General features: G+C 68.2%; 13 protein-coding genes. 7 read left to right on the forward strand and 6 right to left on the reverse strand.

The window, feature by feature from the left end:
* Positions 1-97: 97 nt before the first annotated feature.
* Positions 98-409: a hypothetical protein gene (locus ACEYYH_RS16640; protein ID WP_374975422.1), complete on the reverse strand. Its 312-nt coding sequence runs from the start codon at positions 407-409 to the stop codon at positions 98-100.
* Between the two features lie 214 nt (positions 410-623).
* Between ACEYYH_RS16640 and ACEYYH_RS16645 the strand changes: the two genes are divergently transcribed.
* From ACEYYH_RS16645 to ACEYYH_RS16665, 5 genes are all read left to right on the forward strand, one after another.
* Positions 624-1,616: a glycosyltransferase family 4 protein gene (locus ACEYYH_RS16645; protein WP_374975423.1), complete on the forward strand. Its 993-nt coding sequence runs from the start codon at positions 624-626 to the stop codon at positions 1,614-1,616.
* Between the two features lie 173 nt (positions 1,617-1,789).
* A complete protein-coding gene (locus tag ACEYYH_RS16650; RefSeq protein ID WP_374975424.1) occupies positions 1,790-2,920 on the forward strand; it encodes a glycosyltransferase in 1,131 nt (376 codons plus the stop codon).
* Complete coding sequence (locus ACEYYH_RS16655; protein WP_374975425.1) at positions 2,917-3,933, forward strand: glycosyltransferase; 1,017 nt, start codon at positions 2,917-2,919, stop codon at positions 3,931-3,933. Before ACEYYH_RS16650 ends, ACEYYH_RS16655 begins: the two co-directional genes overlap by 4 nt.
* 44 nt (positions 3,934-3,977) lie before the next feature.
* The gene (locus tag ACEYYH_RS16660; protein ID WP_374975426.1) at positions 3,978-5,387 is read left to right on the forward strand and encodes a glycosylase; all 1,410 of its coding nucleotides are present in this window, start codon (positions 3,978-3,980) and stop codon (positions 5,385-5,387) included.
* Positions 5,388-5,529: 142 nt separating this feature from the next.
* Positions 5,530-6,630, forward strand: coding sequence for a fatty acid desaturase family protein (locus tag ACEYYH_RS16665; protein ID WP_374975427.1), 1,101 nt, complete (start codon positions 5,530-5,532; stop codon positions 6,628-6,630).
* 23 nt (positions 6,631-6,653) lie between these two features.
* Here the strand turns inward: ACEYYH_RS16665 and ACEYYH_RS16670 are convergent, their stop codons facing one another.
* Positions 6,654-7,367, reverse strand: coding sequence for an ANTAR domain-containing protein (locus ACEYYH_RS16670; RefSeq protein ID WP_374975428.1), 714 nt, complete (start codon positions 7,365-7,367; stop codon positions 6,654-6,656).
* A gap of 22 nt (positions 7,368-7,389) precedes the next feature.
* Complete coding sequence (locus tag ACEYYH_RS16675; protein WP_374975429.1) at positions 7,390-8,088, reverse strand: GAF and ANTAR domain-containing protein; 699 nt, start codon at positions 8,086-8,088, stop codon at positions 7,390-7,392.
* 120 nt (positions 8,089-8,208) lie between these two features.
* Here ACEYYH_RS16675 and ACEYYH_RS16680 point away from each other — a divergent pair, with 120 nt between their 5' ends.
* On the forward strand, positions 8,209-8,373 hold the full coding sequence (locus ACEYYH_RS16680) for a hypothetical protein (RefSeq protein ID WP_191173235.1): 165 nt from the start codon (positions 8,209-8,211) through the stop codon (positions 8,371-8,373).
* A gap of 10 nt (positions 8,374-8,383) precedes the next feature.
* Here the strand turns inward: ACEYYH_RS16680 and ACEYYH_RS16685 are convergent, their stop codons facing one another.
* Complete coding sequence (locus ACEYYH_RS16685) at positions 8,384-9,385, reverse strand: diacylglycerol/lipid kinase family protein (RefSeq protein WP_374975430.1); 1,002 nt, start codon at positions 9,383-9,385, stop codon at positions 8,384-8,386.
* 37 nt (positions 9,386-9,422) lie between these two features.
* Positions 9,423-9,971, reverse strand: coding sequence for a hypothetical protein (locus tag ACEYYH_RS16690; RefSeq protein WP_018170312.1), 549 nt, complete (start codon positions 9,969-9,971; stop codon positions 9,423-9,425).
* Positions 9,972-10,687: 716 nt separating this feature from the next.
* Between ACEYYH_RS16690 and ACEYYH_RS16695 the strand changes: the two genes are divergently transcribed.
* Complete coding sequence (locus tag ACEYYH_RS16695) at positions 10,688-11,224, forward strand: AhpC/TSA family protein (protein ID WP_374975431.1); 537 nt, start codon at positions 10,688-10,690, stop codon at positions 11,222-11,224.
* 217 nt (positions 11,225-11,441) lie between these two features.
* Here the strand turns inward: ACEYYH_RS16695 and ACEYYH_RS16700 are convergent, their stop codons facing one another.
* The gene (locus tag ACEYYH_RS16700; protein WP_374975432.1) at positions 11,442-12,620 is read right to left on the reverse strand and encodes a MalY/PatB family protein; all 1,179 of its coding nucleotides are present in this window, start codon (positions 12,618-12,620) and stop codon (positions 11,442-11,444) included.
* Positions 12,621-12,634: the final 14 nt, after the last annotated feature.

The raw sequence follows: 12,634 nt of genomic DNA on the forward strand, positions 1-12,634 counted from the left end.
CACCCGCGGCCCGCGTCCGCCGGAATCTCATCCCCATCCGGGCGCAGGCCCGATCAGGATCGCGACGTAGGTGCGAGCAAGCTCCGCATTATGCCGCTCAGTACGCGAACGGTTTCCGAAGGTCATGCATCGGCTGCCCCACCTCGACCAGATATGTCAAGGGCAGCGGACCGAAGACGTCCGCGACCTCGCCGCCGAGCTGTTGCGGAAAGGCGACGACGAGTTCAATGCCTGGGCGACGCATGTTGCCCATCAGGTAGTCCACACCCCTGATGCGCTTGAGGCGACCGCTCACGCGAGGTCGTGAACTGCTGTGGTTCGGAGGGCGCGCGAACGAAACACGGTGGTTGATGTCGAAGTCGTCGAGATCTCCCACGGCGCACGAGCGGGCGCGTGATGACTGTTCCATGTCTCATCGTCCCATGCGGCAGGCGCGAGTGGGGGCCGAGCGCGAGCAGCCCGGAGTGCTCGCGGAGTCGTGCGTCGGGTGCACGAGCCGACTCGAGCTGTGAGCCATCCAGGATGGGGGCGTAACGTCCGATCATGAGCGCACAGGCACAGACGAACGGTAGCGACGCGCCGGCCACCGCGACGAACCGACGAGTGCTCGAGTGAAGGTCGCGATGCTCGGTCCCATCGCCTGGCGGACGCCGCCGATCAGTTATGGACCGTGGGAGCGCGTGACGAGCCTGCTGACCGAGGGGCTGGTGCGTCGCGGGGTAGACATGACGCTGTTCGCCACCGCCGACTCGATCACCGGCGGCGACCTCGATGCCGTCGCGCCGCACGGCTACGCGGAGGATCCGACGATGGACGGCCGGGTGTGGGAGGCGCTTCACGTCGCACACGCGCTGGAACGGTCGAGCGAATACGATCTCGTGCACAACCAGCTCGACTGGCTGCCGCTCGCCTTCACCGCCCATTGGGCCGCCCCGATGGTCACGACGATCCACGGCTTCTCCGGTCCCGCGATCCTGCCCGCGTATCTCGCCTCAGCTTCGACGTTCGTCTCCATCTCCGACGCCGACCGCTCCCCCGGCCTGGAGTACCTCGCGACGATCCACCACGGGATCGATCCCGAGGAACTCCCGTACGTACCCGAGCCGGACGACTACCTGGTGTCGTTCGGACGCATCCACCCCGACAAGGGCACCGCTACGGCGATCGAGATCGCGCGACGGGCCGGCCGCCGGCTGGTGATCTGCGGCCTCGTCCAGCACGTCGACTACTTCCGCGACGAGGTGGAGCCCCACATCGACGGGGACCGCGTCGTCTTCCTCGGCGCCGTGGCACCCGAGGAACGCGCGCGCGTCCTCGGTCACGCCGCCGCACTGCTGCACCCGATCGACTTCGACGAGCCGTTCGGGCTCTCGGTGGCCGAATCGATGATGTGCGGAACGCCGGCTCTCGCGTACCGCCGGGGATCGATGGCGGAGGTCATCGACGAGGGTGTGACGGGCAGCACCGTGGCCTCGATCGACGAGGCGATCTCGGCTCTCCCGGCCGTCGCGTCGCTGGACCGCCGTCGCGTCCACGAACGCGCCATCGCGCGATTCGGCGTGGAGCGGATGGTCGACGAGTACCTGAGCGTCTACGAGACCGTGCTGGCTCGCTGACCCTGTGACGACGTCCAGGTCGGACGTGTACCGTGCAACCACAGCGTCCGGGTGCGAACCCGGAGGTGGACCGGACCGCGGCGATGAAGGCGTGGTTCCACGAGGGATGCCGCCGGCAGACGTCTCGCCATCGCTTGGGGCGACCGCCCCGGGCATCATCAGGGAGCGTCGCCGTGACTCACTACGGATTCCTCAGCACCTTTCCGCCGACCCGCTGCGGGCTGGCCACCTTCACCGAGTCGCTCTCCGCTGCGCTCGTCCGGCACGACGACGAGGGCACCATCGTCCGTGCGCTCGATCAGCCCGAGGAGCGGGGTCACCAAGATCCTCGTGCACGGTCACGCGTGCGGACCGAACTGATCGCCGGCGACAGTCTCAGCGCGTTGCGCGCGACCCTGGCGCTGAACGCGTGCGATGTCGCGATCGTGCAGCACGAGTACGGGATCTACGGTGGTCGCGACGGCGATGAGGTCATCGGCGTGCTCGCTGCGCTGCGGATCCCCGCCGTCGTCGTGCTCCACACCGTGCTCGTGGCGCCCACGCCGCATCAGCGGGAGGTCCTCGAGGAAGTGTGCCGACTCGCGTCCGTGGTGGTCGTGATGACGATCCACGCCCGTGACAACCTCGCCGCGACCTACGCGGTCGATCTCACCCGCGTTCGCGTCATCCCGCATGGCGTGCAGCATGTGGCTCTCCGCGGATCGGAGCCGCACAGCGGCCGCCGCGTCGTCACCTGGGGTCTCCTCTCGCCCGGCAAGGGAATCGAGTGGGGCATCCGCGCCGTGGCGCAGCTCACGGACATCACGCCGGACGTCGAGTACATCGTGGCCGGTCAGACGCACCCCAAGGTGCAGGCGCACGCGGGGGAAGGCTACCGCACCATGCTCGCGGGTCTCGCGGGCGACCTCGGCATCGGGTCGTCGGTCCGCATCGATGGCCGCTACCTCGAGGCGTCACAGCTCGCCGCACTCATCGCGTCGGCGGACGTCGTGCTCCTGCCGTACGATTCGCTCGACCAGGCGACCTCCGGCGTCCTCGCCGAAGCCGTTGCAGCCGGCGTTCCCGTCGTCGCCACGGCATTCCCCCACGCTGTGGAGCTGCTGTCGAACGGAGCCGGGATCGTGGTCCCCCACCAGGACCCCGACGCCACGGCGCGAGCGCTGCGCGAGATCATCACCAGCGCGGCCGTCGCCGATCGCATGCGCGAGACCGCGCTCCGCGAGACGAACAAGACGACGTGGTCCGCAGTCGCAGACCGCTACCGCACCGCCACAGCGCGGCTCGCCGCCGGCAGGGCCGCATGATGGTCCCGTCTCCGCCATACGACCACCTCCGCGCGCTGACGGATCACAACGGCGTCTTCGAGCACGCGCTCCTCGCCGAGCCTCGCCGCGAACACGGATACTGCGTCGACGATGTGGCGCGCGCGCTGATCGTGGTCGCGCGCGAACAGCAGCAGACCGTCGAGCTCAGGCGATTGGCTGCGACCTATCTGCGTTTCCTTGAGTCGGCGGTGCGCGCAGACGGTCTCGCGCACAATCGGATGGGCTCCGATGGGGAGTGGTCCGACGACCCGGGCATGGGCGACTGGTGGGGACGGCTGCTGTGGGCACTCGGCACGATCACCGCGCAGCGAGGCGACCCGTGGACCCGTGCGCGCGCACTGCGGACGTTCCGGATCGCCGCGCGCGAGCGGTCGACGAGCCTGCGGACCCTTGCCTACGCGGCCCTCGGTGCGGCGGAGATCGTGCGCGTGCGCGCCGACGACCACATCGCCCGGACGCTTCTCCGGGAATACATCCGGGCGATGCCCGATCTGCCGGCTCCCCCCTGGCGGTGGCCTGAACGTCGCCTGGCTTACGGCAACGCATCGATCGCGGAAGCGCTGATCGCCGCAGGCGATGCCCTCGGAGACAAGGCGGCCACGACCCAGGGTCTGCGGATGCTCGACTTTCTGCTCTCGGTCGAGACATCGAACGGCCGATTCTCCGTGACGGGGACGGCGGGGCGCGGACCCCGCGAGAAGGGCCCGTCATTCGATCAGCAGCCGCTGGAGCTCGCCGCGCTCGCGGACGCGTGCGCCACGGCGCACGCCGTCACCGGCGACCCGGTGTGGCTCCCTCCGATCACGCTCGCGTGGCAGTGGTTCACCGGTCTCAACGACAGCGGGACCATCATGTTCGACGCCGAGACCGGCGCCGGCTTCGACGGGCTCGAACCCGACGGCAGGAACGAGAACCGCGGCGCCGAATCGACATTGGCCGCGTTGAGCACCTACCAGCAGGCGCTCCGACACCGTATGCCGGCCGCGCCATGACGGCACGCATCCACACGGCGGAACTGAGGGCGCAGCCAGACCGCGTGATCGCCCAGTTGTTCCTGCCGGGCGAAGAATGGTCTGCCGAGCATTCGCGCGCAGGCGAGATCATCGCGCGCGTGATGGCGCTGCCCGCCGATCAGACGGATGCGCTCGCGGCCGAGCTGGCCCGCGACTTCGGTTCGCGGCATCCCGATGTCGGCGCGCTGTTCCTGGAGAACGCCGACGTCGTGAGCTCTCGTCTGGCCGACCCGGTCGACATCAGCGTCGCGCGTCGTCTGGTGCTCGGCGCGAGTTTCACGGCGGAGTACGCCGTCGAAGGCGCAGCGCTGTGCAACCCCAGCGCGATCGAGCATCCCGACCAGACAGGGTTGGCTCCCGGGCAGCTGCGTGTCGCGGTAGCTCTCCGCGCCATCGGGGAGGGTCACCGTTCCTCCATCGAATTCGCCGAAGCCATCATCGGTCCCGGCCGGCGCTGGACATTCGTGGATCGGATGCTTCCGCTGTGGCGAGCGCGGATCGACGAAGGGGACTGGAGCATCATCCACTTCCGCGCCGCGGTCGAGGAGGTGGGGCTCGTCAATGAGATCTCGCACAATGTGCTGCAGGGGCTCGACGACCGGTTCACCGTGTCAGACGTCGAGGCCTCCGTGACACGCCTGCCGAAGGCGCTCTCTCGGCGCGCGGACAGCGCTCGGCACATCGAGGCGATTCGCGAGCTGGCGATCTCCGTCTATCGCGCCGTGTTCTCCCCCGAGACCTCGCTCAGCCAGCGTGTGCTGACCCCGGTGGCGGCAGAGGAACGGCACGGGATGGAGGACGCACGATTCGTGCGATTCACCGACCTCGCCGGGACCACCCACTACCGCGGAACCTACACCGCGTACGACGGGCGCGCCATCGCCCCACGGCTGATCGTCACCTCGGATCTGCGCGAGTTCGACATCCATCGCCTGACCGGCGATGCTGCCCAGGACAAGGGGATGGCTCTGTTCCCTCGCCCCGTAGGCGGCAGGTACCTCGCGTTGAGCCGCAGCGGGGGCGAGAACATCTCGCTGGCGGAGTCCCACGACGGCGTGATCTGGAACCAGGCCGGTACCGTCCACCCCCCGTCGGAACCTTGGGAGATCGTGCAGACCGGCAACTGCGGCCCACCACTGGAGACACCGCACGGCTGGATCGTGCTCGTTCACGGAGTGGGCCCGATGCGCAGATACTCCCTCGGAGCGCTGCTCCTCGACCTCGACGACCCGACGATCGTCCTCGGACAGACCGCCACTCCGATCGTGCAACCGATCGACGACCGTCGCGACGGCTACGTGCCCAACGTCGTGTACTCGTGTGGCGGGCTCATCGTGGACGGCGTGATCTGGGTCCCGATCGGCATCGGAGACTCGCGTATCGGCGTGTGCTCGATCGAGGTCGACGAGCTTCTCGCGCACATGGCTCGGTAGCCCTGCAGCGAATTCGAGGGGATCGCCTTCGTGTTTGCTGCATGCCGACACCCACACTCGGGAAGCGGCGTAGTCTGAGGTCAGATGGCCTAGACCCTGTCATTGGGCGCACGCCGTGCGCTACATCTGACAGGAGCACGAAATGGCCATCAACACTGCCGGGTCGATCGCCTCCAGCGTGCGGTCCACGACCCCGAAAGCGCCGAACCTCTACACCGAGCTGTCGCAGACGGTGACAGGAAGCGGCCTCATGCGGCGCCGCTACGGGTACTACTGGACCAAGCTCATCGCGGCGCCGATCGTCATTGCGAGCGTGCTCGCCGTCTTCGTGCTCCTCGGCGACACCTGGTGGCAGCTGGTCATCGGGGCTGTCCTCGCCGTCCTGCTCACCCAGGTCGCGATGCTCGGGCACGACGCCGCGCATCGGCAGATCTTCCGCTCCGGACGGTGGAACGACTGGACCAGCCTCGTCCTGGGGAATCTGCTCGTGGGCATGAGCTACGGCTGGTGGCAGCACAAGCACACGCGGCATCATGCCAACCCCAACAAGATCGGCAGTGACCCCGACATCGAACTCCCGGTCATCGCGTTCACCCCCGAGCAGGCCGACAAGCGGCGTGCGAGTCGAAGCGGACCGCTGCGCTGGCTGATCGCCCATCAGGGGGTGCTGTTCTTCCCGATCCTGCTGCTCGAAGGGCTCTCGCTGCACGCGTCGAGCGTGCGGCGTGTGTTCGGACGTGAGCAGCTGCGACACCGTCCGATCGAGATCGCCTTCCTCACAGTGCGGATCGTCGGGTTCGTCGTGCTCGTCTTCCTCGTGCTGTCCCCAGGGATCGCCTTCGCCTTCCTCGGCGTCCAACTCGGGCTGTTCGGGGTCTACATGGGAATGGCGTTCGCGCCGAACCACAAGGGGATGCCGCTCGTCCCGGCCGACGTGAAGGTCGACTTCCTCCACCGGCAGGTGCTCATGAGCCGCAACATCCGTGGCAGTCGGATGCTCGACACGGTCATGGGAGGACTCAACTACCAGATCGAGCATCACCTGTTCCCCTCGATGCCTCGACCTCACCTCCGTCAAGCGTCCGGGATGATCCGCGCCTTCTGTGTGGAACACCAGGTCCCCTACACCGAGACGGGCCTCTGGCAGTCGTACGGAATCGTCGTCCGGTACATCAACAGGGTCGGACTCGGCGAGCGCGATCCGTTCGAGTGCCCGTTGCTCCAGCAACGACAAGCCGTCTAGCTGCTCGCCCGGCCATCGAGGAGTCAGAGCGACAGTCGCCCGTCGATGACGTCGCGCGCGACGACGCCGATGCGCGTCTGTGTGGAGCGGGCGTGGCTCCGGATCCGTGCGAACGCCTCATCCATGTCGATGTCCCGCATCTGGGCGAGGTATCCCTTGGCCTGCTCGATCACGACCCTGCTGTCGAGCGCGCGCTGCAGCTGAGCCTGTGCGACCTCGGATTCCTCGACCAAACGCTGCTGCAGAATGCTGATGGTGGCGATATCGGCCAATGCCTGCGCGGCCGCGGCATCGGCCGCGTTCAGCGCGCCGGCCTCATCGCGGAACAGATTCAGCGATCCCAGCGTCGAGTCGCGGAGCCGCAGCGGGATCGCATGGATCGACGAGAACCCGGAAGCGCGCGCATCGGTGGCGAATGCGGGCCAACGATGGGCGATCTGATCGATGTCGTCGACCGAGACGACCTCTCCCCCTGTCGCCGCCTCGACGCAGGGCCCGGCGCCGACGCGCAACTGCATCAGCTCGACGAGTTCGCTCCGCTCGCTCGTGGAGGCGATCACTTCCAGCCGGTTGGACGGGCTGAGCAGCAGGATGCCGGCAGCCGACGCGTCGAACAGCGAGATGCAGTCGTCGACGAGCCGCTGGAGCACGTCGACGATGTCGAAGTCGTCGACGAGTGAGTCCGCCAGAGTGACGAAGGTTCCCAGCAGCTGATGCTCGCGGGTGAGCGCCGTCATGCCGTCATCCTAAGCCTTGGGATCACAGTCTCAGGTCGAGCCGGCGTGCGATGACGTCCGCCGCGACGTCGCGCACCGGACGCCCCGCCGCGAACGCGTGGCCGCGGAGGAGCAGAAGGGCGTCGTCCACGCCGATGCTGTTCCGTGCTGCGACCATTCCGGTCGCCTGGTGAACCTCACGACGAGAGTACGGTTCGTCCCGCGCACCGTCGTCCGGCGCATCGAGACGGTTCAGCGCCCTCCTCAGGAGAGTGCTCGAGACGATGGCCGCCAGGCGGCTCATCCGTTCGATGTCAGCATCGGACAACTCGCGGGCGGTCATCGAGTAGAGGGCGATCGAGCCGATGCTGAGCGTGCTGACATACAGCGGGAACGCGAAGAGCGCTCCCACATCGAGCTCTCGCAGGGCGGCCCATGTGCCGGGCCACAACGCCCCGCCATCGACCTGCAGGTCGGACGCCGTGACAGGAAGCCTCGTGCGGAGAGCTTCCCAGGACGGCCCCTCGCCGAGGTCGATCTGGATCTCGTCGATCCGTGCGCCGAGCTTCGTGCTGGCGCACACCGTCTCTGAGCCCATCGGCGAGCCGAGTGTCGACACCACCGCGCCGGGCATCGCGACAGCCGCTCGCAACGGCGAGCACAGGTCGTCGCCGCCGGCCACGAGCGCGGCCACGGCGATCTCGAGGGCATCACCCGGCTGGTGGTCGGGACTCGTGGACATCGCTTGCGCCACCGTTCATCTCAGAATGACCAGGCGCGGGGTCTCGGTGCCCTGCTCATGAGCGTACGCGCACGGGCGGAGCTCTGTCTTCGGTCGGGCGAGGAGCGTACCGTGAGGAACATGTGGACAGTCCTTCTCATCCTGCTGGTTGCCTGGGTCGTGCTGTCGATCGTCGGTTTCGTCTTCGACGGCCTGATGTGGCTGGGCATCATCGGGATCGTGCTCTTCGTCGGCACCCTCATCTTCGGGATCCTCCGCCAGCGCGCCCGGCGCCCCAAGCCCTGAGCGAGCAGGATCACGACGCCGTCGACGGCGGGGCCACGACGCGGACGTGCAGCGCACCCGGTGCGACGCTGATGCGCGCACGGACGACGTGCCCGAAGGGGTCACCGTCCAGCTCCACCGCGTGAGGGGTTTCGAAGCGCACCTCGAACTGCCTGCCCTGGACGTAGCCGAGCGCGTGAAGGTCCGGCGACCGTGAGAGCCATCGCCGGGTGAACGGGGAGCGGCGAGCAGCGCTCTGGAGCGTCAGCCTCGTTCCGATCTGCGCCCAGCCGAACGGACCCGCCGGCCGCATGATGACGACATCCAGGAGTCCGTCGTCGATGACGGCGGCCGGGATCAGCAGCATATTGCCCGTGAGGGTTCCGCAGTTGCCCACGATGACGGTGTGCGCACGGGTGGATCTGCTGCGTCCGCCGTCGATGCGGTACGTCAGGTGGAAGAGCCGATTCGCGACGATCGATCGTGCGATCGGTGTGACGTACGCGAACCACCCGAGGCGCTTCTTCGCGACCGCGCTGGTCTCCTGCGCCATCTGGGCGTCCAGTCCGATCCCCGCCATCACCATGAACACGTGCGCCTGCCGGACGCCATCCTCGTCCTCGACCTCCGCGACACCGACATCGACCGTGCGATCGACCCCGGTGAAGGCCACCGAGACGCTGGCGGGAATGTCGTTGAGGGGTGTGCCGAGGTCGCGGGCGAGCAGGTTCCCCGTGCCTGAGGGGACCAGCGCAATCGGGATGCCCGTGTCGCGCAACTCCGCGGCCGCGGCGCGGACGGTGCCGTCTCCGCCGGCCACGATCACGACCGCCGGGTCGCCCGCGGCAGCCTGCGCCACGGCAGCTCGTCCGGCATCCTCGCTCGCGGTTTCGTACCACCGGGTCGGCTCCCACTCCATACGACGCTCATGCTCGGCAACCGCCGTGCGGATGCGTTCGACCGGCGCCTTCGTCGGGTTGTATACGACCGCCGCGTGCGGATGCCCTCCGTTCCTCTGCTCCGATCTGCTCATCTGCCGGTCCGGATAGTACCGGGCACCTGCATCGTGCTCAGCGGCTGTGCCCGCCCTCGGTTCCCCAACTATCGATCTGCTCTTGATCGGTCGCGGCCCCTGCCGTCTGATCGCCCGCAGATCCGGGCGCCTTCGCCGACGCGGATGCCTGGAAGGTGATGGACTCAGCGAGCGCCGCCACCGCGGCCGCGCGAGCCTGCTCGGTCTCCGCTGCATCGTGGAACTTCATTGCAGCGGCATCCTGGCGCGCGCGAACACCCGCACTGATCTCAGCCAGTCGATCCGCCAGGACCGCCGCGAGCCCGTCCCTGAGTTCTTCCAGATTCGTGTTCGAGATCTCCAGCCGACGGTCCGAGACCGTCACCTCGACGGTGGGGTACCCGGCCCGCGCGAGCCGGTCCCGAGTCTCGATCCCCAGGATCTCCGTGACCTCGTCGCGTTCAGGGCGACGGGTGAATACCGCCTCCACCGTGTAACGCTCCGGGGCGTGGTCTGTCAGCAGCGCAGCAGGCAACGACCCCACCAGCACTGATCCCAGGCCCAGCGCAGCGACATCGATGCCGCTCGTTCGTGTCTGTGTCTCCATGATCGAACGGTACGCCTCCTAGATGTGTAGCTCACAGGTTCGTGAACAGTCGACTATCAGCGGACCCCGCGACACGTCGTATCAGAGATGTCCTCCCGATCCGGACTGGGAACGAGAGTTGCTTGACGCCTCCAACCGCATAGCGCTGGCGCGCGCGGGCATCCACGATGAAGAGGCGTTGCAAGCCGCAGTCGAAGCCCGCGCGAGCGGGCCGGCGGCGCGGCGGAACACCGGTGAGTCGTATTACTGGGAGTTGCGCGCGAGGGTCCACCGGAATACGCCAGCAGCGGCTTAGCGAGGAAGCCATCGCCGAGGGGGCCGTGCCGGCCCCACGTACGCGGCCGAGCTCGTCCGTAGGCGGTCCGTGAACGTGCGGCAGAGTGACCACACCGGAGCGCTCGACAGGCGAAGTCACCACGGCGCCCGAATCGCCCGCCCGCGAGCATGCACGCGGACGCGCCTCAAACGAACGCGAATGTCACCGACGATGCGTCGCCCCGTTTCGATGACGACGAGCCAGGTGAGAGAGGCGAGACCGAAGAGAGAAGCGAAGCGGAAGAGAGAGGCAAGACGGAAGAGAGAGACGAGAGACGAGAGAGAAGAGAGAAGAGGAGAGAGGTGTCGGCGACAGGAGGAGAGAGGAGAGAGAGAGGACAGTAAGGACCCGGGGCGGACGCCGCCTGGGACCCGGTGACCGCGTCGGCCCGCTTTCGCTCGTGACGATCGCCGGTGACCGGCTCCGTCTTCCGAACGGTGAGGACCTTATCCACGTTCACCTCCTGCGCTTCGCGGGCTGCCCGGTGTGCACCCTTCATGTGCACGCATTCGCCGGACGGCACGCCGAGATCGAGCGTGCCGGCGTGCGCACCCTCCTCGTCTACCCGTCCACGCGACAGGAGCTCGCCCGCTACCAACCGGAGCTACCCTTCGACGTCGTCGCCGACCCGGAGAGATCTCTGTTCCGGCGCATGGGGGCGGAATCATCTGCGCGCGCCCTGCTCGACCCACGCGCTTGGGGACCGAGTGCGACTGCGATCGTTCACGCGATAGCCACGGCCACTCACCGCCGATTGGTCGCCCCGCTCAGACCGAACGGCGGCAGCCTTGGACTTCCTGCCGACCTCCTGATAGCACCTGGAGGCGAGGTCGTTGCCTCGAAGTACGGTGAGCACGCCGCGGATCACTGGACGGTCGACGATGTGATCATCGAAGCCGCAACCTGGCGCCTGGGGACGCACCGCCCGATCACCTAGGTCGGCTACCCCTGACGCGAGCCACTCGGCTTCTGGTTTCGGTCCCGAGAGGCGGACATGCGTGCGGCCGGCGCGCTGCGGGGCCGCGGGACCAGGCGCGGATCACACGCGGGAGCAGCGCTCGTCGCAGACGTCGAACACAACGGCCACGAGGAGCACTGGCCCCTTCACGACCCGCTGCCACTCGATGCCGTGCCCATGATCGAGATGTCGTCGTTCAGGACGCCTGATGATCGGTCGGCAGCGATGCGGCGGCGAGCCGCCGCACCGCCTCGGTGATGGTCTCGGGAGAGCAGGCGAGGTTCATCCGCGCATACCCCCCGCCCTGCCGGCCGAACGCGGGGCCGTTCGACAAGGCGACGCGCGCCCGCTGTTCGGCGATGACGGCGGGGTCGTCCCCCCAGCCCAGGGCCGACATATCCAGCCACGCCAGATAGCTCGCCGATGGGCGACGGAGCCGCACCGCAGGCAGATGTGCCTCGAGCTCGGCCTGCAGATGGTCGACGTTGGCCTGCACGGCGGCGACCGTGCCGGCGAGCCACTCCCGGCCGTGGGCGAACCCCTCCCGCGTCGCGATCAGCCCGAACTGGCCGGTCCGGAAGGCGACCTCCTCCGGCAGCGAGCGGATGAGGTCGGTCATGCGGTCCGACGCTGACACGAACAGCGCGGTCTTCAGCCCCGCGAGGTTGAACGCCTTGCTGCCCGACTGGGCGGCGATGCCGTGCGCCCGCGCCTCGTCCGAGACGGCGAGGTAAGGGGTGAACGCCACGCCGTGATGGGTGAGCGGCGCGTGGATCTCGTCCGCGACGACGAACCCGTCGTTCGTGGCCACGATGCGGGAGAGTTCTTCGAGCGTCGCCCGGTCGTGGACGAGTCCGACGGGGTTGTGCGGGCTGCACAGCAGCACGCCCTGGGCACCCGCGGCCAGCGCCCGGTCGATGCCGTCGAGGTCGAGCGCGTACGAGGATCCGTCGTCACGCAGCGGCACCTCGACCACCACCCCGCCGGCCTCGGGGATGAGGTCGTAGAACGGCGGATAGATCGGAGGCGTGATCACGACCCCGTCGCCGGGTTCGATCAGCCGGCGCAACGACTCCACGATGACGACGCTGACATCGGTCGTGGTGCCCATCCGCTCGACATCCGGCTCCCATCCCCACGCGGCCGCGGCGTAATCGCGGAACGCCTCCCGGGCGCCGGGATCCAGAGGATTCACGTAGCCGGTGTCGCCGAGGTCGATCGCCTCGTGCAATGCCCTCTGGATCGCCGGCGCGAGCGGGAAATCCATCTCGGCGACGAACATCGGCAGCACGTCGTCGGCGTAGACGCCCCACTTCTCGCTGGTGCGCCGGCGGAGAGTCGTCATGGCATCGGCCGACGTGGGGATGATGGGCATCGTCGTTGCTCCTC

The organism is Microbacterium trichothecenolyticum (genome assembly GCF_041938625.1).
Lineage (GTDB): Bacteria > Actinomycetota > Actinomycetes > Actinomycetales > Microbacteriaceae > Microbacterium > Microbacterium trichothecenolyticum_D.